Origin of the sequence: Chitinophaga oryzae, assembly GCF_012516375.2 — a bacterium.
Lineage (GTDB): Bacteria > Bacteroidota > Bacteroidia > Chitinophagales > Chitinophagaceae > Chitinophaga > Chitinophaga oryzae.
In genome coordinates, this window is record NZ_CP051204.2 from 439,285 (window position 1) to 465,712 (window position 26,428).

The window sequence follows — 26,428 nt, forward strand, 5'->3', positions numbered from 1 at the left end:
ACAAAATAATTCAGGCTTCCGCATACAGTATCTCACTGTAACGGAAGCCTGATTCATTTGGGGGAATTGGGCTAAATTGACTAAATTCCAAATCCGAAAAATCTAGTAAAAACATCAGTACATGAACGCAGATATAAAAAAACTCCCCCGTGACTTCCTGCCCGAAACGTTTGAAGTGACTACCTGGGACACCCTGCAGCCATACTACGAAGCGCTGCAGCAGAGGAACATCAACAGCGTGGCAGACCTCGAACAGTGGCTGAAAGATATCAGTGAGCTGGACGCCGTGATCAGCGAAGACGCCTGCTGGCGCCAGATCAAAATGACCTGCGACACCACCAATAAGGAACTGGAAGAAGCTTTCACCTACTTCTGCATGGAGATACAGCCCCGCCTGCAACCCTATGCAGACGCACTCAATAAAAAACTGCTGGAAAGCCCCTTCCTGAAAGACCTGGACCAGGAGCTGTATAAAACGTACCTCCGCAACGTAAAGAAACAGGTGAAACTCTTCCGCGAAGAGAATATCCCGTTGCAGGCAGAACTGAGCGTAATGGCGCAACAGTACGGTGTGATCGCAGGCAAAATGACCATCACGGTTAACGGAAAAGAATACACGCTGCAACAGGCCGCTAAATTCCTCGAAAATGAAGACCGTGCCCTGCGCGAGGAAGTATTCACCAAAACGGCTGCCCGCCGGCTGCAGGACCGCGATGCGATGGACGAACTGTATACCGGACTCATACAAAAACGGGACCAGGTGGCGAAAAATGCAGGTTTTGCCAACTATCGCGATTATAAATTCGAAGAACTGGGCCGCTTTGATTATACCAAAGAAGATTGCTTCCAGTTCCACGAAGCAGTAAAAACCCACATCCTGCCGCTGGTACAACAGATACTGGAAAAGCAGCAGGCTAAACTGAAAGTCGACAAACTGAAACCCTGGGATACAGAAGCCGAACCAGCCGGTATAAAACCGCTGGAGCCTTTCCACACCGGCGAGGAACTGATCACTAAAACCATTGAAACATTCGATCAGCTGGGACCGTTCTTCGGTGACTGCCTGCGCGTAATGAAAAAAATGGGACGCCTCGACCTGGAAAGCCGCATCGGTAAAGCACCGGGCGGGTACAACTGCCCGCTGGCGGAAACCGGCGTGCCTTTTATCTTCATGAATGCTGCCGGTCAGATGAAAGACCTTACCACCATGGTGCACGAAGGCGGCCATGCGGTACATTCTTTCCTTAGCCACAACCTGCCGTTAAGCGCCTTTAAGGAATACCCGATGGAGATCGCCGAAGTGGCCAGTATGAGCATGGAACTGCTGACAATGGACTACTGGGACATTTTCTTTGATGATAAAGAACAACTGCGCCGCGCCCGTCTTCAGCAACTGGAAAGACCACTCACTATCTTCCCCTGGATTGCTACCATCGATAAGTTCCAGCACTGGATATACGAGCATCCGCAGCATACCACCGCAGAACGTACCGCTAAATGGCTGGAAATACTGAATGAGTTCTCCCCTGCCGTGGTTGACTGGAGCGGTCATGAAGATTACCGCGCCATTACCTGGCAACGGCAACTGCACCTGTTTGAAGTGCCCTTCTACTACATCGAATACGGTATTGCCCAGCTGGGTGCGATCGCCATGTGGAAGCAGTTCAAGGAAAACAAACAACAGGCACTGGATAACTACGTACAGGCGTTGAGTTTAGGGAACACCAAAACGCTTCCTGAACTGTACAAGGCTGCCGGTATCCGCTTCGACTTATCTCCGGCGTACATTAAAGAGCTGGCGGACTTTATGAGAAGCGAGATCGCGAAAATTTAGGGATTTTTTGATTTGCGATTTTTTGATTTCGTGGATGATAAAAGGCGAAGACCAAAGCGAATAATTATATCCGCTTTGGTCTTCGCCTTTTATTCGCAAAATCAAAAAATCGTAAATCAAAAAATCCCTAAATCATTTACAGGATTTACATATTCCGTTCACCACTACTTCTACATTGTGCATGGCATAGCCTTTCGGCAGCTGTATGCTGGGAACATCCGTTTCATCCAGGCAGGTGGTGTGTCCGCAGGTTTCACACTTGAAATGCACGTGATGATCATGGTGGTGATGTTCTGTACATTCTGATTTGCATACGGCATAACGCACAGAAGTATCGGTAGTGGGGATCTTGTGAATAATCCCTTTTTCAAGAAAGGTTTGCAGGGTACGGTATACGGTCACACGGTCAAATGATTTGCCCGCGAGCTTTTCAAAGTCACTGTGTTCAAGTGCTCCGTTACTTCTCATGAACAGCTCCAGAATTTTTATTCTGGTATCCGTTATACTCAGTTTGCTATCCCGCAGTAAGGTGCTGATTCGTTCTGTAAGTTGTTGTTTGGTACCCATGATGAAAAAAACTTTTATTCTTCCATTAATCGGTCAATATCGTCAATCAGTTTATCCACGTCTTGTTTTTTGGTGCCTTCATACAGACCGCGTATCTGTCCGGTTTTGTCTACCAGGGCAAACCACTGCGTATGTACAAAGTCTTCCTCTCCGGTGTAGGTGCCGTCATCTACCAGGTATCCCTGGCGGGCCAGCGCGTACAACTCTTTTTTGGTGCCGGTAAGGAACCACCAGTTTTTGGCGTCCGCTCCATGCTTTTCAGCATATGCTTTTAATACCGGAACGCTGTCGTGCTCGGGGTCTACCGTATGAGACAGGATCAGGAAATCCGGTTTGTCTTTATATTTTGCGTATACTTTTTCCATGTTGGCATTCATCTTCGGACAAATACCGGTGCAGGTGGTAAAAAAATATTCCGCTACATAAATTTTGCCTTTCACATCATCCTTGGTCCGGGTGTGTCCTTCCTGGTCGGTAAAAGAAAATCCCTGTACCGTATGCCCCGGAGCACCGAGGATCGGTAATTTTTCTTTCCCCAGGAAAGTGCCTCTTTCCCCTTGATAACATAACCGGCATATCCCAGAAAACTGAGGCTCAGCACGGTGAAAAATACAGTATATAAGATCGCTTTCTTAGACATAGGTGAAAAATCCCCGCTGTTTAAAGTCAATAATTATTCAATTCACAAAGGTAACACATAGTTGACAGACACCGATCATATAAACCTATTTTACCCTGTTTTAGCTAGATGATCAACCAGTTAAAAATTATCTTAAAAAATATATTTAAATGATGCGTCTTTTTATTTGCAACATTGTTGCAAAATTACATAGTTTTGTGATCGGAACAAAATTCAGGTAAGGTGGAGAATATATTTAGAAGAATGAATCTGGACACGATAGGAATAGGCGCCTCTATGCTCTGTGCCGTACACTGCGCTGTGCTGCCCTTGTTGTTTGCCGCCCTCCCGCTGCTGGGGATGGAAATTGCGGAAAACGACGTACTGGAATATTGCCTGCTGCTGTTTTCTTTTGTAATAGGCTGCCTTGCTCTGGGACAGGGATACCTGCGCCATCACCGCCGGCTGCTGCCGCTGCTGTTGTTCGTGGCAGGCTTTGCCCTGCTGCTGGCCGGACACTTCTGGACAGAGGCCGCCTCAGCGGAATATACCCTGATATGCATCGGCGCCGGCGGCATCGTCAGCGCACACCTGCTCAACCAGCGCCACCGGCGGTACTGCAGGATACACAAACATCACTAACATAACATATGAAAAAATTACCCGTTACCGTGCTGAGTGGTTTCCTCGGCGCAGGAAAAACTACGCTCCTGAATCACGTATTGCATAACCGCGAAAATCTTCGTGTAGCCGTCATTGTTAATGATATGAGCGAAGTGAATATCGACGCGCAATTAGTGAGAAATGAAAACACCCTGCATAAGACAGAGGAGCGCCTGGTGGAAATGAGTAACGGTTGTATATGCTGCACGCTGCGGGACGACCTGCTGAAAGCGGTGGAACAGCTTGCCCGGGAGAACCGCTTCGACTACCTGCTGATCGAATCTACCGGTATCTCCGAACCGGTACCGGTAGCGCAAACCTTTTGTTACCAGGACGAGCACCAGGGCATAGACCTGAGCGCCGTCAGCCGTCTCGATACCATGGTGACGGTCGTGGACGCCTATAACTTCACCCGGGATTACAGCAGCATCGCGCTGCTGCAGGACCAGGGCCTGACAGACGATGCCGCCGACCAGCGTACCATCGTGAACCTGCTCACCGACCAGGTGGAATTCGCCAACGTTATTGTACTCAATAAATGCGACCTTGTCAGCCCGGAACAACTGGGCAACCTGAAAGCGCTACTGGGAAAACTCAACGCCGGCGCGCAAATCATAGAGGCGGTCAACGGGCAGGTACCGCTCCATCGCATACTGAACACCGGCCTGTTCGATTTCGATACCACCTCGCAGAGCGCCGGCTGGCAGGCGGAGCTGGAAAACGAACACACGCCCGAAACCGAAGAATACGGTATCGGCTCCTTCGTATACCGCAGCCGGAAACCCTTCCATCCCCAACGTTTCTGGGATTATCTTAATCAACACTGGCCGGGTAATATCATCCGTAGCAAAGGTCTCTTCTGGCTGGCATCGCGCCCCAGGCTGGCGGTCAACTGGAGCCAGGCCGGCGGCTCTCTCCGTGCGGAAAAAGCCGGTTACTGGTGGTGCGCAATCCCCCGCCAGCAATGGAACCTCGATGAAGAAACCTACCAGCTGATCACCGGTCGCTGGGATGAACGCTTCGCAGACCGCTACAACGAACTCGTGCTGATTGGCCAGGATATGGACCAGGCCACTATTACAGCGGAACTGGACCAATGCCTTTGCACCGAGGCAGAAGTGAAAGGCTACCAGCAGGGTGAAGTTTTCCGGGACCCGTTTCCGGTGATGTAGATGCTCCAGGGGGCATTAACGCCTTCCGGCGGGAAAGGTCGTCTTGTTAAACCGGGTTTCCATCGGCGCCGCTTCACATGGCAATGGAAATGTTCCGCACGCTTGTACGGCAGAGCCGCTAATCAGCTGGGCAGCACATTATAGCATTGTACCCGCTACTTCGCTTCCCTGCCCGGCACGAACGCAGACATCTACCGGCTATAAATACCTGAATTTAGGTTGGCCTAAATAATAATTAAGGCAAGTGTAAAATAAGATTATAGTTTTGTAAAAAAATATCGGTAGCCGCGGGGGAAGTGTTCGTCACTTTATCCCGGGACCCCATGCGCGCTGCTTTACCTACAAGATTTTACATGAAACATTTATTTACACTACTGGGTGCCCTGTTACTAATGGTAACTTCCCAGGCGCAACAGGGGACCATCACGGGAAAAATTACCGGCAACGGCAAACCGATACAGTTTGCCAACATCGCTATATCGGCGCTGAAAACGGGCGCTGTAGCGGATCAGCATGGAATGTTCGTTATCCGCAACCTGCATCCGGGAACCTATGATATTAAAGTATCCATGGTCGGGTATCAGCCGCTGACCCTGAAGAAAAGCATCCGCAGCGGTCAGACCATCACGCTGGACATCGCGCTGGAAGAGGACCTGTCCAAGCTAAACGAAGTGGTGGTAACAGGCGTATCCCGCGCAACCGCCGTGCGCAAAAATCCTATACCCATTGCCGTTATAGGTAAACGGGAAATGAACACGCAAGTCAACAGCAATATCATAGACGCTATTGTAAAAGGCGTACCCGGCGTGAGCGCCGTTACCACAGGCCCTAATATATCCAAGCCTTTCATCCGCGGCCTGGGCTACAACCGGGTGCTGACGCTCTTCGACGGCGTAAGGCAGGAAGGACAGCAATGGGGTGATGAACATGGTATTGAGGTGGACCAATATGGCATCTCGAGAGCAGAAGTGGTGAAAGGCCCTGCCAGCCTCACTTATGGCTCCGATGCCCTGGCCGGCGTGATCAATATGATACCGGATATCCCGGAAACAGCGCCCGGGCAACTGAAAGGCAGTTTCCTGGCAGACTACCAGACCAATAATGGTATGATCGGTTCCTCCCTTGGACTGGCTTACAGCAAAAACGACTGGAAGTACGTGCTGCGCGGCACCGTGAAAGCGGCCCATAACTACCGCAACAGTATTGACGGCTTTGTGTATGGTACCGCCTACCGGGAATACAATCTTACGGCGCTGGCCAGAGTGGATAAGTCATGGGGATATTCGCAGTGGGGCGCCAGCTTATATGATAATACGCAGGAAATCCCCGACGGCAGCCGGGATTCGCTGACCCGCAAATTCACCCGGCAGATAAAAGATGCGGACGATAACATCAAGGACAGGCCCATCGTGCCTGACAACGAACTGCGTACCTATACATTGAACCCCTGCATCAGCATATTCAGCACTACCGGTTATATAACCGTAGCCGCTGGCAGCTGGGCAAGGGAGATCTCAACTCCCTGCTGGGCGTACAGCAGAGCGTGCGCCGGGAATATAATCACCCCGAAATGCCGGCACAGCCGGGATTGTATGTGGTGCTGAACACGCTCAATTACGATCTGCGGTATAACCTGCCGGCTATCGCCGGGGTAGAAACGACTGTAGGCGTAAATGGCATGTACCAGCAGAACCGCAGCCGCAATGCCACCGATTTCCCTATCCCGGACTATAACCTGTTTGACATCGGCGGATTTTTCTTTGCCAAGAAAACCATCGGCCAGGTGGACATTTCCGGCGGCCTTCGTTACGATAGCCGGCATATCCGCTGGAACGACTTTTACGTAGGCCCGAATAAAGACAATGGTTTCGATAAACAGTACCACCTGCCGGATACCGCCGGCGCCAGTCTGCAGTTCCCCGCTTTCAATCACAATTATACCGGTATTTCCGGCAGCCTGGGCGTTACCTGGAACCTGAGCCAGCGGGTATTGGTCAAAGCAAACATCGCCAGAGGCTACCGGGCGCCCAATATCACTGAAATCGGTTCCAACGGGCTGGACCCCGGCGCCCATATCGTATACCTGGGCAACCGGGAGTTTAAGCCGGAATTCAGCTTTCAGCAGGACCTGGGCTTCCTGGCCTACCTGCCCGACCTGGACATCAGTGTAGAGGTGTTTAACAATAATATCAACAATTATATCTACCAGGCAAGATTGTATGATGCCAATGGCGAGCCGGTGGTGATAGTGCCCGGCAACGCCACGTATCGTTACCAGCAATCCGGCGCGCGGTTGTATGGGGCAGAAGTGAGTGTAAATCTGCATCCGCGTGCTGTGTCCTGGCTGACCATGGATAACAGCGCCGCCTATACGGAAGGCCGTAACCGTAACAAAGCCCTGATCGATCTGCATGGCGATGCCGCACGCTATCTCCCTTTTATACCGCCGCTGCATATACGCTCCGCCCTGAAGGCAACGGCTGCCCGTAACTTCGGCATGTTCTCCAAAGCATATGTGCGTGCCGGCGTAGACCGTTTCTCCGCCCAGAAACACTTTTATGGCGTGGACAATACAGAAACTTACACCGCCGGCTATACGCTGATTAATGTAGGCGCCGGTTCCGGTATTGTCAATAAAAAAGGGAAAACCGTGATGGAGCTGTTCCTCCAGCTGGACAATGTGTTTGATGTGGCTTATCAGGCTAATATGAACAGGCTGAAATATTTTGAATATTACAGCAGCGCTCCCAACGGCCGGATGGGTATCTACAATATGGGAAGGAATTTCAGTGCAAAAGTGATTGTACCGTTTTAAAGCGGTGATTTATTTACGAAGGCGGAGGCCCAGCTTGATACCGAGGTGCAGGCTGGGCAATACGCTTACCAGCGTGCCTTTGTTGTGGTTCACTACGCCGTTTTCCAGCAGTTCGTAATTATCGGAGTGATAGGATTTACCCCGGAGACCGATGCCAAAGTAGGGATCAAGCACCAGTTTCTCCCGGCGGAACTGACGGCCTACGAGCAATTGTATAGCATAGACGTCTTTAGAGCCTGAATTGGTGTAGGTATTATTGTTCAGTACTACGTCTTCGTTGGAGTAGAATACTTTTTTATAGATCAGTACCGGTTCAAAGTAGGTGCCTGCCGCAGAGCTGGGGCCTATTTCCCGGGTGATCAGATAATAGCGGAGCCCTGCCCTGAACCCCAGTCCCCGTCCATCTACAAACTGTTCCGTGCTGATATCCGGTTTTTTCTGACCGATATCGATTTTTTTTGCCAGCACATAGTCGGGGTAATCGGTATAGATACCGCTGATACCCAATTCAATGCTCACTTTATCAGAGATGTCCTGTTCCAGCAGGATATCCAGCTCATTGATCAGCGTAGTAGGATTTATTTTAAGATAGGTAGACCTGAACCGTTTTCCACCGTCCTGGGCATAGGAGGAGGCAAAAGACAAACAGAGTATTCCGATGAGCAACAGAGTCTTTTTCATACAGTTAGTAGGTAGCTAAGGGTGAGGTTTGAAGGGCAGTGTGCGGCGGCTGGTCAGGGCCGCACACCGTCTGTTATTTTAGCAATATTCGTTCCACAATTACCGGAAACCATTGATGTTCCAGTGCCTGTACTTTACGGGCGACTGTCTCCGGTGTGTCTTCAGGAGTAACGATGCAGCGTTCCTGGAGGATAGGTTCTCCGTCATCATATTTCTCATTGACGAAATGGATGGTGATGCCGCTTTCCTTTTCGCCGGCAGCCACCACTGCTTCATGCACAAAATGACCGTACATGCCTTTGCCCCCGTATTTGGGGAGCAGGGCCGGGTGGATGTTGATGATCCGGTCGGGGAATGCCTGTACCAGGTTGGCCGGTACTTTCCAAAGGAAACCAGCCAGCACGATCAGGTCTGTATGCTGCTCCTTCAGGAGCTGTACATACGTATCGGTATGGAAGAATTTTTCTTTTTCAATTAAAACGGCGGGTATGCCTTCCCGTTGTGCGATGTCCAGCACCCCTGCTCCGGGTTTGTTACATACAATCAGGGCTACCCTGCCTTTATCCGAATTCCTGAAATGATCGATAATCTTTTGCGCGTTGCTTCCTGCACCCGAGGCGAAGATGACAATATTTTTCAACTGTACTGTTTTAGGCGCAAAGGTAATATTTCAGCAGTTTTTTCGGCCGGGAGTTATTTCAGGTACTCTCCGCAGCCATGATAAGTTTGGTCTTTCACCTTTACTTCAACGGTATTAGGGCGCATGAGTCCGCTCATGTCATCGGTGCACATGGTATTGCGGATGGTGACGGTGAGTTGCGGGGTGGTATATACCTTCAGGGTGTCGGAGTTGGGCCTGGCTGCGGGCAGGGTAGTCTGGATACTGTCACCTGCTGCGGTGCGGAAGAGGATTTTCCGGGTTTCCAGGTCGAGGCTCCAGAAAGGTTCGTTGCCTGTAGCGGTGAAGCTGATGCCGGCGCCGGCTTTTTGGGCCAGCAGGTCGCGGCGGTCGCCGCCTTCCACCGGTCTGAGGACGTAGTTGCTGGCGAGGGCGCCTTCAATCCGTTTGCCTTGCTTATCAAGTACCAGGAGTTTGCTGTCGGTCGCGAGGAAGGAGGTGCTGTCTGTTTTTTTCTTAATGCTGACGATGGAATCGTTGATCTGCTGCCAGGTACCCTTCTCAGTGAAGGCGATTCCCTGCCCCCTTCCCTGGTAGGCGACCAGTTCGGTGAAGGTGTGGTCGTCGAACAGGCTGATCTGGTAGTCCATCCCCGGGCAGTCGGCGCAGGGCAGGGTGCCCTGGTAGGTGCCGGTAATGTGGGTGGCGGTGGTCACAGGTGTTGGGTGGCCGCCGGTGGTGCTGTCAGCGGTATTTTGGGTGGTCTGGCTATTATTGCAGGCCGTCAGGGCGGCGAACAGGGCTGTTAAGCAAATGAGTTTACGCATGGGTGTATTTTTTACAGACAGATTGAACATTCTGGTCCGGTGGCAGGTTATTTATGGTAAAAATAAGATACTTACCTTAAAATAAGGCGGCAGCAACCACTAATCATTTGATTATTTGGTTATTTAGCTATTTTACCATTTTACCATTTGGTTATTTAGTTATTTAGCCATTATAATATTATAATAACCCAATAGCCAAATAACCAAATGGTATAGGGGGCCGCTATAGGGTTTTGATCTGTATATAATAATACTATATCCCCCGGAGAACGTCTGCCCTATTACTTATGGGCCTGTCAGCGATAAGGAACTGAACTTTCAATTAAAATAATAAGTTTTGAAAGGTCCGGAGGGGCGTAGCTCCCAAATTAGCCAGCATAAAGGATTACAGCAGAGAAATTACAGTTCGGGGAGCAAAAATGACGCATTTTTTAAGGCAAATAATTTTTAGAATTGTTGGTAAATTGTCAACATTGTGTCTTATTTTTGCTGGCACTTTTAAGAAACTTTAGGTCAAATCTAAACTATATAGGCTGTGTATCGTCGTGTTTCCATTCTTTTGCGCAAGCATTTTGTGAGTGTGCTTATTCTATGCGCTAGTATAGTAATTCCGTTTTCTGCCGTAAAAGCAGCGGATCCTGCCAAGGGTAAGCAAATCTTCCAACAAAACTGCGCTTCATGTCACAATGTCCATAAGAAGCTGACAGGTCCTGCACTGGCGGGTGTAGAAGGCCGCTGGTCCGATAAGAAATTATTGCACCAGTGGATCCGCAACTCCGCTTCTGTATTGGCGTCTGGCGACAAGTACGCCAACAACCTCTTTAACGAGTACAACAAAACCGCGATGACGGCTTTCCCTGCATTAACAGATGAGGAGATTGACGACATCCTGGCGTACGTTAAAGTAGAAGAAGCCAAACCTGTAGGTGGTGCTAAACCGGAAGCTGGTACTGCTACTGCCGGTGCCAAAGAAGAAGGCAGCGACAACAGTCTGCTCTTCGGCATTATCACCCTGATCCTGGCGGTGGTAGCCCTGATCCTGATGCAGATCAACAGCAACCTGAACAAACTTGCTGGTGATAAAGAAGGTCAGCCTACTCCGGAGCCGATCCCCTTCTACAAAAACAAAGCCTACATCGCACTGGCTATCCTGGTGCTCTTCATGGTAGGCGGTTACTTCACCATCCAGGGAGCTATCGGGCTGGGTCGTCAGAAAGACTATATGCCTGAGCAGCCGATCTTCTACAGCCACAAAGTGCACGCCGGCATCAACCAGATCAACTGTCTGTATTGCCACGCCGGTGCTGAGAAGAGCAAGCACGCTATGATTCCTTCCGAGAACATCTGTATGAACTGTCACAAAGCCATTAAAGAGTACACCGGCCCTGAGCTGTTTACTGCTGAAGGCAAAAAAGTTGACGGTACTGCAGAAATCGCGAAATTATACGATTACGTAGGCTGGGACGCCGATAAAGGTAAGTATACCAAACCAGGCCGTCCTATCGAATGGACCAAGATCCACAACCTGCCTGACCACGTTTACTTCAACCACTCCCAACACGTGGTGGCTGGTAAACAACAGTGTCAGACCTGCCACGGTAACATTACCGAAATGGACGAAGTACATCAGTTCACCGACCTGTCTATGGGCTGGTGTATCAACTGCCACCGTACTACCAAAGTGCAGTTCGCTGACAACAACTACTACAGCATCTTCGAGAAACTTCATCAGGATATTAAAGATAAGAAGATCGATAGTGTGACTGTTGAAATGGTAGGTGGTACTGAATGTCAAAAATGTCACTACTAGAAAGGATTTAACGCGTCATGATTTTCTGCTTACAGAAAATCATGACCTGTTTCAGAAGATATCAAAATTCATAAACGTAACTCGTTAATATAACATGGAGCAAAAAAAGTATTGGAAAGGCTTGGAGGAGTTGCACAATACCGAAGCGCATCAGGAAATTGTGAAGAACGAATTCAGCGAAGAATTGCCGTTTGAGAGTGAAGGCCTGTTGAATGCTACTACCCCCCGCAGGGACTTTCTGAAATACCTCGGTTTCACCACTGCTGCGGCGACTATCGCTGCCAGCTGCGAAACCCCCGTTCATAAGGCTATCCCTTACGTGAACAAACCGGAAGAGATCACTCCGGGCGTAGCCAACTATTATGCTTCTTCTTACACCATAGATGGTGAATACGTACCGGTAGTGGTTAAAACCCGCGAAGGCCGTCCCATCAAAATAGAAGGTAACACCCTGTCTTCCATCACAGGTGGTTCTACTTCCGCTAAGGTACAGGGTACTGTACTGAGCCTGTACGACGTAGCCCGTCTGCGTTTCCCGACTATCGGCGGTACAGAAACAACCTGGGCGGAACTGGACAAACAGGTAGGTGCTGCACTGGCTGGCCTGGGCGGCGCACCTGTTGTGCTGCTGAGTTCTTCCATCCTCAGCCCTACTACCAAGAAAGTAATCGACGCTTTCCTGGCCAAGTATCCTAACTCCCGTCACGTGGTGCACGATCCGGTGTCTTACTCCGGCATGCTGCTCGCCAACGAGGCTTCCTACGGTAAAAGGTCTATCCCTTCCTACCACTTCGAAAATGCCAAAGCCATCGTGAGCCTGGGCGCCGACTTCATCGGTACCTGGCTGAACCCGGTTGAATACGCCCGTCAGTTCGCTCAAACCCGTAAGGTAAGCGCTAAAAAACCGGAAATGTCCAAACTGTTCCAGTTTGAAAGCCACATGAGCCTCACCGGTGCCAACGCTGACGAAAGATATACCCACAAACCTTCTGAAGCCGGTGCGGTAGCACTGGCCCTGCTGGCCGCCGTTGGTGGCAGCGTTAGCGCTCCCAAACTGGACGCTAAAGTGGAAGCGGGCATTAAGAAAGCGGCGGCTGAACTGAAAGCCAACACCGGTAAAGCACTGGTAGTAAGCGGTTCCAACGATGTGAATGTTCAGCTGATCGTAAACGCCATCAACAATATCGTAGGCGCTAACGGCACTACCATTGACTGGGCTAATCCTTCCGATTACCGTCAGGGTATCGACGCCGATATGGCCAAACTGGTAAGCGATATGAATGCCGGCAGCATCGGTGCTGTACTGGTATACGGCGCTAACCCTGCTTACGACTACTTCGACGCCGCTAAGTTCAGCGAAGGCCTGAAGAAAGTGAAACTCTCCCTTTCCTTCAACGACCGCCTCGACGAAACCACTGAACTGTGCAAATACGCTGCTCCTGATCACCACTTCCTGGAAAACTGGAACGATGCTCAGGGCAAACCAGGCTACTACAGCTTCGCACAGCCTACCATCTCCCCGCTCTTCAAAACACGTGCTGCGCAGGACTCCCTGCTGGCATGGACCGGCAACACCACTACCTGGGCGGAATACCTGAAAGCTGAGTGGATCAGCAAACTGGGTAGCCAGGAAGCATGGGACAAAGCCCTGCAGGACGGTGTGGTAGAACCAGCCACTGCTCCGGCACCGGGTGGCGCCTCCTTCTCCGGTGATATCGCCGGCGCGGCCGCTAAAATCAGCAGCGCGAAAAAAGGCGGTAAATACGAACTGGTACTGTACGAAAAAGTGGCCATCGGTAACGGCAGACAATCCAACAACCCCTGGTTACAGGAAATGCCTGACCCGATCACCCGCGCTACATGGGACAACTACGCTTGTATCTCCAACACCCTCGCTAAAACATTCTCCGCTGAGCTGGGTGACGATTACGAAATCAACGTTGAAAAGAAAGAACTGAAAATAAAAGCCAACGGCAAAGAAGTAGTCCTGCCGATGCTGATCATCCCGGGTATGCATCCGGAGGTAATCGCTATCGCAGTAGGTTACGGCCGTGGCAAAAACGTAGGCCGCGCCGCTGCCGGTATCGGTCAGAACGTTTACCCGATGGTGAACTTCAACGGTCAGACTTTCGATTACTTCGCAGTGGACGCCACAGTGGAAGCTACCGGTAAAAAATACCCTGTTGCTTTAACACAGACGCACAACAGCTACGAAGGCCGTCCGATCGTTAAAGAAACTACCCTCGCAGAATTCAAACACAATCCTAAAGAAGTTAACGAAGACAGGGAAGAACTGAAGAAGTTTGGTAAAAACTTCCGTGACGATGCTACCCTGTACTCTTCTCACCCCTACCCTGGTATCAAATGGGGCATGTCCATCGACCTGAACACCTGCTTCGGTTGCGGCGCTTGTACCATAGCCTGCCAGGCGGAAAACAACGTTTCCGTAGTAGGTAAAGACGAAGTGGCAAAAGCGCATGAAATGCACTGGATCCGCATCGACCGTTACTTCAGCGGTGATGAAAATAACCCGGAAGTAGTGTTCCAGCCGATGCTGTGCCAGCACTGCGATAACGCTCCTTGCGAAAACGTTTGTCCGGTAGGCGCTACCAACCACAGCTCTGAAGGTATTAACCAGATGGCTTACAACCGTTGCATCGGTACCCGTTACTGCGCCAACAACTGTCCTTACAAAGTTCGCCGCCTCAACTGGAGGGACTGGAACGGTGCGGACAGCTTCGAAAACAACCTGTACGACGTGGCAGATATGAACGACAACCTCACCCGCATGGTATTGAACCCTGACGTAGTGGTTCGTAGCCGTGGTGTGATGGAAAAATGCTCTTTCTGCGTACAACGTTTACAGGAAGCCAAACTGGAAGCGAAGAAAGCTGGTCATCCGTTGAAAGACGGTGCTGCCAAAACAGCTTGCCAACAGGCTTGCGGCGCTGATGCGATCGTGTTCGGTAACGTCAACGACAAAAACAGCGAAATCTATAAGATCCGTAACGAAGAACAAACAGAAAGGATGTACTATGTGCTGGAAGAAACACACGTACTGCCTTCTATCAACTACCTCGCCAAGATCAGAAACAAAGATGCCGCTCCTAAAGCAGAGAACAAATCTGCTCACAAGGAAGAAGCGCATCACGCGTAAGATCTTTTAACAGGTAACGTTAAGGGAGAAATATAACAAAAGAAGTTACAGAATCTGAGATCATAACAAAAGACAAGGGCTAGTAGCTAGAAGCTAGCAGCTAAAAGCTTATAGAATATGAGTTTAAAATACGAATCCACACTGAGAGAACCTTTAGTTGACGGGGTTAAGGATTATCACCAGGTAACGGAAGATATCATTAGTCCCATTGAAGGGAAGCCTGGTAAATTGTGGTATGTAGGCTTTTTAATTTCACTGTCACTGTTGGGCTTCGGCGCATTTTCAGTGTTTTGGCAGATTTATTTCGGTGTGGGTGTTTGGAATCTGAACAAAACCATCGGTTGGGGTTGGGACATCACCAACTTCGTATGGTGGGTAGGTATCGGTCACGCCGGTACCCTGATTTCGGCCATCCTCCTGCTGTTCCGTCAGGGATGGCGTACAGGGGTGAACCGTGCGGCAGAAGCGATGACCATCTTCGCGGTAATGTGCGCCGGCCAGTTCCCGATTATTCACATGGGTCGTGTATGGATGGGCTTCTTTATCCTGCCTTATCCCAACACCCGCGGTCCGGTATGGGTTAACTTCAACTCTCCGCTGCTGTGGGACGTATTTGCGATCTCTACTTACTTCACCGTTTCCCTGTTGTTCTGGTATTCCGGTCTGATCCCGGATTTCGCCACCATCCGCGACAGAGCTAAAACCAAACTGCGTAAACTGCTGTATGGTGTAGCTTCCTTCGGCTGGACAGGTTCCACCAAACACTGGCAACGTCACGAAGCACTGTCACTGGTACTGGCAGGTTTGTCCACTCCGCTGGTACTTTCCGTGCACACCATCGTATCCTTTGACTTTGCGACCTCTGTAATTCCTGGTTGGCACACTACCATCTTCCCTCCCTACTTCGTGGCGGGTGCGATCTTCTCCGGATTCGCGATGGTACAAACCCTGCTGATCATCACCCGTAAAATATTACACCTCGAAGAATATATTACCCTGGGTCACATGGAAGCCATGAACAAGGTAATCGTACTGACAGGTTCCGTAGTAGGTTGCGCTTACCTGACTGAGCTCTTCATGGCATGGTACGGCGCTAACCCTTACGAATTCGCTACCTTCTTCAAATACCGCGCTGCCGGTCCGCTGGGTTGGTCTTACTGGATCATGATGACCTGTAACGTAATCACCCCGCAGGTGTTCTGGTTCCGCAAAATGAGAAGAAACGTGATGGTCACTTTTGTGATGTCTATCATTGTAAACATCGGTATGTGGTTCGAACGTTTTGTGATCATCTGTACTTCCCTGTACCGCGACTACCTGCCGTCCAGCTGGTCTTACTATCGTCCGTCCTGGCCGGAAGTTGGTTTCTACATGGGTACTTTCGGTCTGTTCTTCACCTGCTATTTCCTGTTCGCTAAATACTTCCCGGTAATCGCGGTAGCTGAGATCAAGTCTATCCTGAAAACTTCCGGTGAGAACTTTAAAGAAGGCATGGAGAAATACGAAGGCGAAACTGCAGAGCAATTTGCACACGCTGTTCACCACGAACATGCTCACTAATCAGATGAATTGACAGAATTAATTAATTGGAATTTGAATTTTTAAATATATGGCTGTTAAAAATTTTGTTGTAGGCTTGTTTGACGATGAGGCAGTGTTGTTCCCGGCAGTGAAGAAAGTTCGCACTGCAGGTTACAAGTTGCACGATGTATACACTCCTTTTCCTGTTCACGGCCTGGATCATGCAATGGGTTTAAGGGAAACCAGCCTGCACACAGCCGGTTTCATATATGGTATCACAGGTACCACCACGGCTTTAACTTTCATGAGCTGGGTATTTAACGTGGATTGGCCGCTGAACATCGGTGGTAAGCCTCACTTCCCGTTACCAGCATTCATTCCTATTACCTTCGAGTTGACTGTATTGTTTGCTGCGGTTGGGATGGTAATGACTTTCTGCTACCTGTGCCAGTTAATGCCAGGTGTGAAGAAACATATATTCCACCCCAGACAGACTGATGATAAGTTTGTGATGGTGATCGAGCTCACAGAAAAGACCAATGCAGAAGAAGTAAAACGCTTCCTGAATGAGGCCGGTGCGCACGACGTCAATGAACAAAGAGCGGAAGCTGGCTGGTGGTATGGCCGCTTCGACAAAGCTGATGAAGACATTTACGCTCGTCCGGCTAACGCTTAATAACATTAACAGCAAAAAATTACAGTTGCAACCATTAGGTACTGGGAGCAGAACTAATGAAAGCTAGAATAAATAATTTCTGATGAAAAGGACTTCTAACATATTGATTGTAGCCGCATTGGCAACTGGAGCTTTCCTGGCAGCCTGTAATAAGGGGGAGCACAACAGAAAGCCCGGCAGGATTTATGTGCCCGACATGTATGAATCCCGTGCGTATGAGTTTTACAGTGCACGTTTGGCAGGTCTGAAACCAGTGGACGGAACCGTGAAGAGAGGTGAACTTTTGCCTTACCATCTGAAAGAAGCAGATACGGCACAGGCTAACCTGGTGAAAAATCCGCTGACAATCACCGCCGACGATCTGAAAGAAGGTGAACGTTTGTTTAATATTTACTGCGGTATCTGCCATGGTACTGCACTGGACGGTAACGGTCCGCTGTACAAAGGAGGCGATGGTCCTTACTCTGCAGCGCCTGCCAACCTGATAGCCGGCGCAAAAGCCGGTTACTCTGAAGGCCGCCTGTTCCATGTAATGACCTATGGTTATAACATGATGGGCAGCTACGCCAGCCAGCTCGACAGGGCACAACGCTGGAAAGTAGCCGCTTACATCAAGAGCAAACAGCCTGGCGCCGCTCAGCCTGCAGCAGCAGCTGCTCCCGCGGCAGATAGCACAACCGCTAAATAAGTTAGAGAGAGTTAAAACTGAATTTCAAACAAGTATTTTAATATACAGTAATGAAAGACCAATTTGTAGTACCGGCAAGATTAAAAAAGACCAGCTTCGTGTTAATGGGCGTGGGCTTGCTGACTTTATTGATCGGATTAATTGCGTTTCAAGGTGAGAACGCGACACGGTTCTGGGCCGGTCTGTTGCAAAACAGCAGCTTCTTTTTGCTGATTACATTGGCCAGCACCTTTTTTATTGCAGCCACAACCCTGGCCCACGGTGGTTGGCAGATCGCCTTCCGTCGCGTGCCGGAAGCAATCTCCATGGCAGTTCCTGCCTTGTGTGCGATCCTGTTTATCATTTTAATGATCCTCGTTTTTGGTGGTAAAGAACACATCTACCACTGGTTAAACGCTCATCACGTAGCAGAAGATAAGATCCTCAGCTGGAAATCCGCTTTCCTGAACAAAGGCTTCTTCACTACTGCCACCATTATCACTATGGGCTTGTGGATTTTCTTCACCCTGAAGCTCCGCAACATGTCCATCGAAGAAGATGGCTGGGACCTGAAACCTGAAACCGGCCGTAAACTCATCTGGAGAAATACTGTTTGGTGCGGTGGCTTCCTGGTAGTCTTCACCCTGAGCGTTGGCTCCACCACCCCCTGGTTATGGCTGATGAGCATCGATGCTCACTGGTTCTCTACTATGTATTCCTGGTATACTTTCGCCAGCAGCTGGGTATCAGGCCTGTCCCTGATCGCGCTGTTCGTGGTATACCTGAAAAAACACGGTTACCTGACTTATGTAAATGAAGAACACCTGCACGACCTGGGTAAATTTATCTTTGCTTTCAGTGTCTTCTGGACTTACCTCTGGTTTTCCCAGTACATGCTGATCTGGTACGCCAACATGCCGGAAGAAACTGAATACTTCCAGCCGCGCGTATGGGGCGAATGGAGACCTATCTTCTTCCTCAACCTCCTGATCAACTTTATCACTCCGTTACTGTTCCTGATGAAAAGGGACACCAAACGTAACTATACTTCCGTAGCTTTCATAGCAGTGGTAGTGATCGCTGGTCACTGGCTGGACTTCTGGCAGATGGTAGGTCCCGGTACCTACAAACACCTGGTGTTCCCCTGGTATGAACTGGGTCTGGGAGTAGGCTTCGTTGGCCTGATCATTTTCCTGGTATCCAACGCGCTGACCAAAGCTCCGCTGGTACCGAAAAATCACCCTTACCTGAAGGAAAGCATTGTTCACCACACCTAATATGGTGATAACGAAGATTTAGCAATAGAAAAGCATTAGATAACTTAATTATTTCATATAGCAATGTCAGGATTTTTAGCAGTCTTAGTTATTGTTCTCATATTCATAGTCATCTTCCAGATTGCGAAGGCGAGCGAATATGTGTCCATATTGAAGGGAGAAAAGAAAGCGCGCCAGCAAAGCAACCGTATCAATGGTTTCCTGCTGATAGCATTCCTGGTGCTGGGGCTCATCGGCGTGTATTATTGTAATAATCTGCTGAAAGGCAAGATCCTGGGCGAATCTGCTTCTGTGCAGGGTGAAGGTGTGGATACCCTCATCTACGTAACCCTCGCCATCACCGGTGTCGTTTTCGTGGGTACCCAGATCCTTCTGTTCTGGTTCGCATTCAAATACCAGGAAAAAGAAGGCCGTAAAGCATTTTACTTTCCGCATAACAACAGACTGGAAGTGATCTGGACCGTTATCCCGGCCATCGCACTGACCGTTCTGGTGGCTTTTGGTCTGAAACACTGGTTCCAACTGACTTCCGACGCACCGAAAGATGCGGCAGTCGTTGAAATCACCGGTAAACAATTTAACTGGCTCATCCGCTACCCCGGTAAAGACGGTCAGCTCGGTCGCCGCGATTTCAAAAAAATCGACGAAGCTGCCAGCAACCCGCTGGGTATGGACTGGGATGACCAGCTGAGCAAAGATGACTTCATGGCTACTGAAGTGCACCTGGTAGTAGGTAAACCCGTAAAATTCGTAATCGGTTCCCGTGATGTTATTCACGACGTTGGTTTACCTCAGTTCCGTATGAAAATGGACGCGGTGCCCGGTATCCCTACCACCCTGTGGTTCACACCGAAGTTCACTACTAAACAAATGAAGGAAAAAACCGGTAACCCGGATTTTACCTACGAAATATCCTGCGATCAGATGTGTGGTTCCGGTCACTATTCCATGAGAGGCGTGATCGTTGTTGAAACTCAGGAAGAATACGATGCCTGGGTTGCCAAACAACCGCTGCAGTACAGCCTGGCTCACCCGGCTCCTGCTGAAGCGCCAAAGGCCGACAGCACACAAAAAACAGTGGCAGCGAATATCGGCAAGCCGTAATTTTGTGTAGAAGATTTTTTTGACGCAGTACTTAACCAATAATAAAAGACAAACTGACAAACGCGATACTTCCCGGGCGTTGGTTTATTAATAAACAGAACCGATTATGAGTAACGAAGCAACATTGCACAGTCAACAGGAGGTAATGCACGGCGCGCATGATCATCATGATCATGAGCACCATCATGAAGACAATTTCATCTCGAAATATGTATTCAGCCTTGATCATAAAATGATTGCCAAACAATTCCTGATCACCGGTATTATTTGGGCTATCATCGGTGCTTTCTTTTCTGTGGTGTTCCGTTTGCAACTGGGTTTTCCCGATGCTACTTTCCCCTGGCTGGAAAGCATTCTGGGTCACTGGGCTAAAGGTGGCCGTATCACTCCCGAAGCTTACTATGCATTGGTAACAATGCACGGTACTATCCTCGTATTCTTTGTATTGACCGCTGGTTTGAGTGGTACCTTCTCCAACCTGCTCATTCCGCTGCAGGTAGGTGCCCGCGATATGGCTTCTCCTTTCATGAACTGCCTCAGCTACTGGTTTTTCTTCCTGGCCAGCCTCGTAATGATGGCTTCCCTGTTCGTTCAGACAGGACCGGCTTCCGGCGGTTGGACCATGTACCCTCCGCTGAGTGCGCTGGGAGACGCTTCCATCGGTTCTAAAATAGGTGTGGATCTCTGGCTGATCTCTATGGCGCTGTTTGTTGTTTCACAGCTGCTCGGTGGTCTGAACTATATCTCTACCCTCCTGAACATGCGTACCAAAGGTATGAGCATGACCAAAATGCCTTTAACCATCTGGTCATTCTTCTTTACCGCCGTACTGGGCGTACTGTCTTTCCCGGTACTGCTGTCCGGCTTCATCCTCCTGCTGATGGACCGCCACGCTGGTACCAGCTTCTATCTCTCTGACATCTTTATCGCAGGTAAAGCCCTGGCAAACGAAGGCGGTAGCGCCATCCTCTACCAGCACTTGTTCTGGTTCCTGGGCCACCCTGAAGTATACATCATCATCCTCCCTGCCATGGGTATGGTGTCTGAAGTACTGGCAGTTAGCTCCCGTAAACCTATCTTCGGCTACCTCGCCATGATCGGTTCCCTGTTCGCTATCTGTATCCTGGCCTTCCTGGTTTGGGCGCACCACATGTTCGTTACTGGTCTGAACCCATTCCTCGGCGCCTTCTTCGTACTGCTCACCCTCCTCATCGCGGTACCATCTGCCATCAAGGTGTTCAACTGGCTCACCACCATCTGGAAAGGGAACATCCGTTTCACACCGGCTTCCCTGTTCTCCATCGGTTTCGTGAGCACCTTCATCTCTGGTGGTCTGACCGGTATCTGGCTGGGTAACTCCTCTATCGATATTCACCTGCATGATACCTACTTCGTAATCGCACACTTCCACATTGTAATGGGTGTCTCCGCATTCTTCGGTATGTTCGCCGGTATCTATCACTGGTTCCCGAAAATGTATGGCCGTTTTATGAACAATACTATCGGCTATATCCACTTCTGGGTAACCCTGGTAGGCGCTTACCTGATCTTCTGGCCGATGCACTACGAAGGTATGGCCGGTATGCCAAGAAGGTATTTCGACTATTCCAGCTGGACTTCCTTCAACCAGTTCGGTGGCCTGAACCAGTTTATCAGCATCGTGGTAATCCTGGTATTCGCTACACAGCTGCTGTTCGTGTTCAACTTCTTCTACAGCATCTTCAAAGGAAGAAAACTGACCGAACAGAACCCATGGAAAGCTACCTCCCTGGAATGGACTACGCCGATCAACCCGGGTCACGGCAACTGGCCTGGTGAAATTCCAGAAGTTCACCGCTGGGCTTATGACTACAGCAAGGATGGAAGAGACTTCATCCCGCAGACAGAACCGATTGGTCCTAACGAGTCCGCTCACTAACTTATAAAACAGGATTCCGGAGCGCAGAAATAAACTGCTTTCCGGAATCTTGTTCACCGTGATGTTTGTAAATTTGTTCCGGATTTAAAACCCGGGATGTGGATAGAAATAAAATGTTGCAAGAAAACTCCATAAAGTTGTCGTCATCGTATGCAGTAGCGAGTAAGGTGAAGGATTATTCTCAGTTAATGAAGTTTAATCTCACCTTCATGGTGGTATTTTCATCCGTGGTAGCTTATCTGCTCGTGCCGGGTGTGGAGTTTGACCTGATCAAAGTTCTTTTGTTATTTGCCGGTGGTTTGCTGGTTTCCGGATCAGCCAATACCATCAACCAGATATGGGAAAAAAATACCGATAAGCTGATGGCACGCACCGCCACCCGCCCCCTGCCCTCCGGCAGGATGAGCGAAACGGAAGCGATCATCGTGGCTGCGGTAACCGGTGTAGCGGGTTTCCTGATCATGGGTTATTGCTTTAACTGGCTGAGCGCCGCCCTGAGCCTTTTCTCCCTCGTGATGTACGGTTTCGTATACACCCCGTGGAAGAAATGGAACTCCCTCGCTGTACTGGTGGGAGGTATTCCGGGCGCCATGCCGCTGCTCATCGGTTGGGCCGCAGGCGCCAACAACCTCTCCGAAGGTGGCTGGTCACTGTTTGCGATCCAGTTCCTGTGGCAGTTTCCGCACTTCTGGGCCATCGCCTGGATTGCGCATAAAGACTATACCCGCGCAGGGTTTAAACTGCTGCCTGCCAACGGCGAGCCGAACAAGTTCACCGCCCTGCAGGCCGTTATGTACACCCTGTTGCTGATCCCGGCCGGCGTAGCACCCTACCTGCTCAAGATCACAGGCGGTATATCCGCTATCGTGGCGATCCTGGCAGGCCTGTTTTTCCTGTACCGCGCTATTAACCTGTACAGAAAGAATGATGTTCCGGCAGCACGTAAACTGATGTTTGGTTCATACATTTACCTGACCATTGTTCAGCTGGCACAGCTGCTGGACAAGGCCTAAAAGCAATAGAAGGAGTGATGCATACAATGAGCATACAACGTAAGAAAATTCACCCGCACAAGTACTCCCTATGGATAGCAATGGGTAGCATTACCATGATGTTCATCGGATTTACGAGTGCATACGTTGTGAAGAGATCACAGGCTAACTGGCTGGCATTTGAATTGCCGCATATTTTCTGGCTGTCTACTGCTGTAATTTTACTCAGCAGCCTGACCATCCACCTGGCGCTGAAACAGTTCAGGGAAAGGAATATGCAGCGTTATAAGCAGTTGATCACCCTCACGGCCGTACTGGGCGTGGCTTTCGCTGCTTGCCAATGGATCGGCTTTTCACAATTGAAAAACAGCGGACTTCCCCTCAGCGGGCCTGTTTCCGCTTCCTTTATTTATGTTATCGTAGGCGTGCACATGCTGCACGTATTGGGCGGTGTGGTAGCATTGCTCATCATGTTTGCGAGAGCCTACCGGACCCGCATTCGTACCTACTCCCCGGTACCCATCGAAGTGGCCGCTACCTATTGGCATTTTGTGGATGTACTGTGGATCTACCTGTTGATTTTTTTAAGTATCGCGAGATAAACTTTGTAAAATTTTATAAAACTAACAATGGACACAGCAGTTACAGCGAAGAAAAAATGGTGGGACGGAGGATACTCTCCCTTTAATGTGAGCTATGGCAAGTTGATGATGTGGTACTTCCTGATATCAGATGCCTTCACTTTCGGAGCATTACTGATCTCTTACGGAACTATTCGCTTCTCCAGCACTTCCTGGCCTGATCCGAACGAGGTTTTCCGCTCTTTCCCGGGTATGGGACATGCCAACTTACCGCTGGTATTCGTGAGCTTGATGACCTTTATCCTCATCATGAGCTCTGTAACCATGGTACTGGCCGTTCATGCCGGTCACATGAGAGATAAAAAAGCTGTTGCCAAATGGCTGACCTGGACCATCATCGGTGGCGCCTGCTTCCTGGCCTGCCAGGCCTGGGAATGGACACACCTGTACCACGAAGGTGCATGGTGGGGCCGCAACCCTTTCCACAACGTTGACGGTACACTGGCTTCTACCAACTTCACCAACTTCTTCTTTACCATCACCGGCTTCCACGGTCTGCACGTAACTTCCGGCGTGGTACTGAACATCATCATCCTCGCTAACGTACTGAAAGGTACTTACGAAGAAAGAGGTCACTACGAAATGGTGGAAAAAGTAGGCCTTTACTGGCACTTTGTAGATCTGGTTTGGGTATTCGTATTCACCTGCTTCTACCTGCTCTGATCTGGTAAATATCAGCTGCAACGAATACAAGGTTTGTAATTTGAATTATCGCATTTTAGAATTTATTTAATCTCAATAGGAATGGAGCATACGCATACTGCAGAAGGACATGCACATCATGATTCATCTACCAAAAAGATCTGGAAAACGTTCTGGATCCTCCTGGCTGTAACCATGGTAGAAGTTGGTCTGGCGTTTTTACACCTGGAAACCGGTTTCCCCAGCAGAGTACTGCTGAACGGTGTGTTCATCATACTGACTGTAGTAAAGGCATTTTATATCGTTTCCGAATTCATGCACCTCGGCAGCGAAATCAAAAACCTGATCTACACCGTCCTGCTTCCTTTGCTGCTCTTCATCTGGTTCATTATCGCGTTCCTCTATGAAGGTAACTCCTGGAAAAACATGAACAGGGACCTGAAACCGGGTACACCAATAGAAGCGGTAAAAGCACCGGCAGAAGGACAACACGGAGGACATCACTAAGTTTTTTGACTATTAAATTTCAGCGTCATCTCACGCAGGGCTATATTAGGAGTTGCATTGGCTATATTGGTACCACTGACGGGTTACCTGATTGTAGATCATTACGGGAAAAATGTAATACCCATTCCAAAGTATTACATCCCCGAAAGAGTGGATACGATCGTTAAGAATGGCAAAACCACTTACGACACCGTTTTCCATCAGATCAGGGATTTTAAAATGACCAACCAGCTGGGACAAGAAGTAAGCCTGAAGGATATGGAAGGTAAAGTGATCCTGGTAGATTTCTTTTTTACTTCCTGCCCCTCCATCTGTCCTACCCTGACGAAAAACCTGAGAAAGATCCAGAACGCTTACGGCAAAACCGATACGCTGCTTCAGATCCTTTCGTTCTCAGTAGACCCTGTGAGGGACTCAGTACAGAAGCTGCGGAAATACGGATACGACTACAAGGTAAATCCGGACAACTGGTGGCTGCTGACCGGCGACAAAAAAGAAATCTACGATCTCGCCAGGCACGATTACTTCGTTTCTGTAACAGAAGGCAACGGTGGACCGGATGATTTCGTTCACACCGAAAAGCTGGTGCTGATAGATAAAAACAGGCATATCAGAGGATATTACAACGGGCTCGATTCCAACGCCATCAAACAATGCGCAACGGACATCGCCACCCTGTATCTCGAAAAGGACAGGCGCCGCCCGGGATTCTGGAAATTCTTCAAAGGTTTGTTTAAAAATTTCAGCTGATTTAATCATAAAGTATTCGTGAAAGGTGGATAAAAGAAAGGGTTGTCACCTTTCTTTTTCCACCTTTCGCATATCCGGAACATATTATGGAACTAAAGAATAAAAATCTAAACACACCTATTGCCATCGTTTCTGTAGTGATCCCTGCACTGGTGGCATTGCTGTTTTTCCTGCCGAAGCCTGATTTTCATCCCGGCTTTGATATCAAAATCCTTCCGCTGTTCCACGCCATCCTCAATTCCGCTACTGCGGTATTGCTGGTGGCCAGCCTTTATTTCATCAAAAACCAGCATGTAAAAGCACACAAAACCACCAACCTCATTGCAGTGGGACTGTCGGTTATTTTCCTGCTGTCGTATGTTACCTATCATTCGCTGGCGCCTGAAACCCGCTTCGGAGATGCAGACCATAGCGGTATCGTGGACGCTGCCGAAAAGGCTGCACTGGGAGGTATCCGTTATGTATATTATTTCCTCCTGCTCACGCATATTGTACTGGCTGCTGTCATTGTGCCGCTGGTATTGTTTACGCTGCTGCGCGGCTTCCAGAACGATATTCCGCGCCATCGTAAAATAGCTCGTATTACCTGGCCTATCTGGTTCTATGTGGCTGTCACCGGCGTGATTGTGTATATCATGATTTCTCCATATTACCATTGATATATTTCGACGCTGTTTTTCCGTGAGATGACCTAATTTTGTTGAGATAAAAATTTGCCGATATGAATAAGCTGTGTTTGTTTCTGCTGACTGTAACGCTGACAGTGATGAGTTCGCCGCTGATGGCGCAATGTTCGCTTTGTACCAAAACAGCACAGCAGTTGGGAGAAGGCCCGGCAAAGGGATTGAACAATGGTATTCTGATGCTGGCGTTTACGCCGCTGGCGATCATCGGCCTGCTGGCTTTCCGCTGGTGGAAAAGCAACCGGGAAGCATCCTGATAGCTTCCCTGGCCGTATGTAATTAACCC

The 26,428-nt window shown here is 49.4% G+C and carries 25 protein-coding genes; 20 read left to right on the plus strand and 5 right to left on the minus strand.

What is annotated here, in order from left to right; genetic code table 11:
- Positions 1-121 precede the first annotated feature (121 nt).
- On the plus strand, positions 122-1,834 hold the full coding sequence (locus tag HF324_RS01820; RefSeq protein WP_168861826.1) for a M3 family oligoendopeptidase: 1,713 nt from the start codon (positions 122-124) through the stop codon (positions 1,832-1,834).
- A 132-nt stretch (positions 1,835-1,966) separates the two neighbouring features.
- Here HF324_RS01820 and HF324_RS01825 read toward each other — a convergent pair whose 3' ends face one another.
- Together HF324_RS01825 and HF324_RS01830 are read right to left on the minus strand one after the other, a co-directional pair.
- Positions 1,967-2,302 (minus strand): Fur family transcriptional regulator, encoded by a 336-nt coding sequence (locus HF324_RS01825; RefSeq protein WP_246269379.1) that lies wholly within the window; start codon positions 2,300-2,302, stop codon positions 1,967-1,969.
- 113 nt (positions 2,303-2,415) lie between these two features.
- On the minus strand, positions 2,416-2,841 hold the full coding sequence (locus HF324_RS01830) for an SCO family protein (RefSeq protein WP_258539389.1): 426 nt from the start codon (positions 2,839-2,841) through the stop codon (positions 2,416-2,418).
- Between the two features lie 422 nt (positions 2,842-3,263).
- Here HF324_RS01830 and HF324_RS01835 point away from each other — a divergent pair, with 422 nt between their 5' ends.
- The 4 genes from HF324_RS01835 (at position 3,264) to HF324_RS33325 (ending at position 7,670) form a co-directional block, all read left to right on the plus strand.
- Positions 3,264-3,662: a MerC domain-containing protein gene (locus tag HF324_RS01835; protein WP_168808905.1), complete on the plus strand. Its 399-nt coding sequence runs from the start codon at positions 3,264-3,266 to the stop codon at positions 3,660-3,662.
- 8 nt (positions 3,663-3,670) lie between these two features.
- Complete coding sequence (locus HF324_RS01840; RefSeq protein ID WP_168861827.1) at positions 3,671-4,855, plus strand: GTP-binding protein; 1,185 nt, start codon at positions 3,671-3,673, stop codon at positions 4,853-4,855.
- 353 nt (positions 4,856-5,208) lie between these two features.
- Positions 5,209-6,459, plus strand: a complete 1,251-nt coding sequence (locus HF324_RS33320) for a TonB-dependent receptor (protein WP_220101265.1) — start codon at positions 5,209-5,211, stop codon at positions 6,457-6,459.
- Positions 6,399-7,670, plus strand: a complete 1,272-nt coding sequence (locus HF324_RS33325; RefSeq protein WP_373997296.1) for a TonB-dependent receptor domain-containing protein — start codon at positions 6,399-6,401, stop codon at positions 7,668-7,670. Before HF324_RS33320 ends, HF324_RS33325 begins: the two co-directional genes overlap by 61 nt.
- Before the next feature lie 9 nt (positions 7,671-7,679).
- Here HF324_RS33325 and HF324_RS01850 read toward each other — a convergent pair whose 3' ends face one another.
- From HF324_RS01850 to HF324_RS01860, 3 genes are all read right to left on the minus strand, one after another.
- Positions 7,680-8,351: a hypothetical protein gene (locus tag HF324_RS01850; protein WP_168808910.1), complete on the minus strand. Its 672-nt coding sequence runs from the start codon at positions 8,349-8,351 to the stop codon at positions 7,680-7,682.
- Between the two features lie 73 nt (positions 8,352-8,424).
- Positions 8,425-8,991 (minus strand): phosphoribosylglycinamide formyltransferase, encoded by a 567-nt coding sequence (gene purN, locus HF324_RS01855; protein ID WP_168808912.1) that lies wholly within the window; start codon positions 8,989-8,991, stop codon positions 8,425-8,427.
- Between the two features lie 53 nt (positions 8,992-9,044).
- Positions 9,045-9,797 carry a copper resistance protein NlpE N-terminal domain-containing protein gene (locus HF324_RS01860; protein WP_168861828.1) on the minus strand — a complete coding sequence of 251 codons (753 nt, stop codon included), beginning with the start codon at positions 9,795-9,797 and terminating at the stop codon, positions 9,045-9,047.
- 580 nt (positions 9,798-10,377) lie between these two features.
- Here HF324_RS01860 and HF324_RS01865 point away from each other — a divergent pair.
- The 15 genes from HF324_RS01865 to HF324_RS01935 all read left to right on the plus strand — a co-directional run bounded on the left by HF324_RS01865 (position 10,378) and on the right by HF324_RS01935 (position 26,399).
- A complete protein-coding gene (locus HF324_RS01865; protein WP_246269381.1) occupies positions 10,378-11,607 on the plus strand; it encodes a c-type cytochrome in 1,230 nt (409 codons plus the stop codon).
- A gap of 94 nt (positions 11,608-11,701) precedes the next feature.
- The gene (locus HF324_RS01870; RefSeq protein ID WP_168808922.1) at positions 11,702-14,764 is read left to right on the plus strand and encodes a TAT-variant-translocated molybdopterin oxidoreductase; all 3,063 of its coding nucleotides are present in this window, start codon (positions 11,702-11,704) and stop codon (positions 14,762-14,764) included.
- Between the two features lie 117 nt (positions 14,765-14,881).
- A complete protein-coding gene (gene nrfD / locus HF324_RS01875) occupies positions 14,882-16,324 on the plus strand; it encodes an NrfD/PsrC family molybdoenzyme membrane anchor subunit (protein WP_078669445.1) in 1,443 nt (480 codons plus the stop codon).
- A 49-nt stretch (positions 16,325-16,373) separates the two neighbouring features.
- The gene (locus HF324_RS01880) at positions 16,374-16,961 is read left to right on the plus strand and encodes a DUF3341 domain-containing protein (RefSeq protein ID WP_168808924.1); all 588 of its coding nucleotides are present in this window, start codon (positions 16,374-16,376) and stop codon (positions 16,959-16,961) included.
- Positions 16,962-17,043: 82 nt separating this feature from the next.
- Positions 17,044-17,649, plus strand: coding sequence for a c-type cytochrome (locus tag HF324_RS01885; protein ID WP_168808926.1), 606 nt, complete (start codon positions 17,044-17,046; stop codon positions 17,647-17,649).
- Positions 17,650-17,699: 50 nt separating this feature from the next.
- Positions 17,700-18,905, plus strand: a complete 1,206-nt coding sequence (locus HF324_RS01890) for a quinol:cytochrome C oxidoreductase (RefSeq protein WP_168808928.1) — start codon at positions 17,700-17,702, stop codon at positions 18,903-18,905.
- Positions 18,906-19,046: 141 nt separating this feature from the next.
- Positions 19,047-20,009 carry a cytochrome c oxidase subunit II gene (locus HF324_RS01895; RefSeq protein WP_246269382.1) on the plus strand — a complete coding sequence of 321 codons (963 nt, stop codon included), beginning with the start codon at positions 19,047-19,049 and terminating at the stop codon, positions 20,007-20,009.
- A gap of 106 nt (positions 20,010-20,115) precedes the next feature.
- Positions 20,116-21,927, plus strand: a complete 1,812-nt coding sequence (locus tag HF324_RS01900) for a cytochrome c oxidase subunit I (RefSeq protein WP_168808931.1) — start codon at positions 20,116-20,118, stop codon at positions 21,925-21,927.
- A gap of 188 nt (positions 21,928-22,115) precedes the next feature.
- The gene (cyoE, locus tag HF324_RS01905; RefSeq protein WP_235021538.1) at positions 22,116-22,940 is read left to right on the plus strand and encodes a heme o synthase; all 825 of its coding nucleotides are present in this window, start codon (positions 22,116-22,118) and stop codon (positions 22,938-22,940) included.
- A gap of 17 nt (positions 22,941-22,957) precedes the next feature.
- Positions 22,958-23,521 carry a cytochrome c oxidase subunit 3 gene (locus HF324_RS01910; protein ID WP_168808933.1) on the plus strand — a complete coding sequence of 188 codons (564 nt, stop codon included), beginning with the start codon at positions 22,958-22,960 and terminating at the stop codon, positions 23,519-23,521.
- 27 nt (positions 23,522-23,548) lie between these two features.
- On the plus strand, positions 23,549-24,223 hold the full coding sequence (locus tag HF324_RS01915; RefSeq protein ID WP_168808935.1) for a cytochrome c oxidase subunit 3: 675 nt from the start codon (positions 23,549-23,551) through the stop codon (positions 24,221-24,223).
- A gap of 81 nt (positions 24,224-24,304) precedes the next feature.
- The gene (locus HF324_RS01920; RefSeq protein ID WP_168808937.1) at positions 24,305-24,709 is read left to right on the plus strand and encodes a cytochrome C oxidase subunit IV family protein; all 405 of its coding nucleotides are present in this window, start codon (positions 24,305-24,307) and stop codon (positions 24,707-24,709) included.
- Positions 24,710-24,766: 57 nt separating this feature from the next.
- Complete coding sequence (locus tag HF324_RS01925; RefSeq protein WP_078669435.1) at positions 24,767-25,459, plus strand: SCO family protein; 693 nt, start codon at positions 24,767-24,769, stop codon at positions 25,457-25,459.
- Between the two features lie 86 nt (positions 25,460-25,545).
- Complete coding sequence (locus HF324_RS01930) at positions 25,546-26,118, plus strand: DUF420 domain-containing protein (protein ID WP_168808941.1); 573 nt, start codon at positions 25,546-25,548, stop codon at positions 26,116-26,118.
- A 62-nt stretch (positions 26,119-26,180) separates the two neighbouring features.
- Entirely contained in the window at positions 26,181-26,399 is a 219-nt protein-coding gene (locus tag HF324_RS01935; RefSeq protein WP_168802060.1) for a CAMCR motif-containing small membrane protein, read from the plus strand.
- Positions 26,400-26,428: the final 29 nt, after the last annotated feature.

Excerpts from the sequence above, each read along its gene's own strand:
- HF324_RS01820 (WP_168861826.1), top strand. The coding sequence starts at position 122 with ATGAACGCAGATATAAAAAAACTCCCCCGTGACTTCCTGCCCGAAACG.
- HF324_RS01850 (WP_168808910.1), bottom strand. The coding sequence starts at position 8,351 with ATGAAAAAGACTCTGTTGCTCATCGGAATACTCTGTTTGTCTTTTGCC.
- HF324_RS33320 (WP_220101265.1), top strand. The coding sequence starts at position 5,209 with ATGAAACATTTATTTACACTACTGGGTGCCCTGTTACTAATGGTAACT.
- HF324_RS01930 (WP_168808941.1), top strand. The coding sequence starts at position 25,546 with ATGGAACTAAAGAATAAAAATCTAAACACACCTATTGCCATCGTTTCT.
- HF324_RS01935 (WP_168802060.1), top strand. The coding sequence starts at position 26,181 with ATGAATAAGCTGTGTTTGTTTCTGCTGACTGTAACGCTGACAGTGATG.
- HF324_RS01870 (WP_168808922.1), top strand. The coding sequence starts at position 11,702 with ATGGAGCAAAAAAAGTATTGGAAAGGCTTGGAGGAGTTGCACAATACC.
- nrfD (WP_078669445.1), top strand. The coding sequence starts at position 14,882 with ATGAGTTTAAAATACGAATCCACACTGAGAGAACCTTTAGTTGACGGG.
- HF324_RS01880 (WP_168808924.1), top strand. The coding sequence starts at position 16,374 with ATGGCTGTTAAAAATTTTGTTGTAGGCTTGTTTGACGATGAGGCAGTG.
- HF324_RS01890 (WP_168808928.1), top strand. The coding sequence starts at position 17,700 with ATGAAAGACCAATTTGTAGTACCGGCAAGATTAAAAAAGACCAGCTTC.
- HF324_RS01900 (WP_168808931.1), top strand. The coding sequence starts at position 20,116 with ATGAGTAACGAAGCAACATTGCACAGTCAACAGGAGGTAATGCACGGC.
- HF324_RS01840 (WP_168861827.1), top strand. The coding sequence starts at position 3,671 with ATGAAAAAATTACCCGTTACCGTGCTGAGTGGTTTCCTCGGCGCAGGA.
- HF324_RS01920 (WP_168808937.1), top strand. The coding sequence starts at position 24,305 with ATGGAGCATACGCATACTGCAGAAGGACATGCACATCATGATTCATCT.
- HF324_RS01915 (WP_168808935.1), top strand. The coding sequence starts at position 23,549 with ATGGACACAGCAGTTACAGCGAAGAAAAAATGGTGGGACGGAGGATAC.
- HF324_RS01885 (WP_168808926.1), top strand. The coding sequence starts at position 17,044 with ATGAAAAGGACTTCTAACATATTGATTGTAGCCGCATTGGCAACTGGA.
- HF324_RS01910 (WP_168808933.1), top strand. The coding sequence starts at position 22,958 with ATGCATACAATGAGCATACAACGTAAGAAAATTCACCCGCACAAGTAC.
- HF324_RS01825 (WP_246269379.1), bottom strand. The coding sequence starts at position 2,302 with ATGAGAAGTAACGGAGCACTTGAACACAGTGACTTTGAAAAGCTCGCG.
- cyoE (WP_235021538.1), top strand. The coding sequence starts at position 22,116 with ATGAAGTTTAATCTCACCTTCATGGTGGTATTTTCATCCGTGGTAGCT.
- HF324_RS01860 (WP_168861828.1), bottom strand. The coding sequence starts at position 9,797 with ATGCGTAAACTCATTTGCTTAACAGCCCTGTTCGCCGCCCTGACGGCC.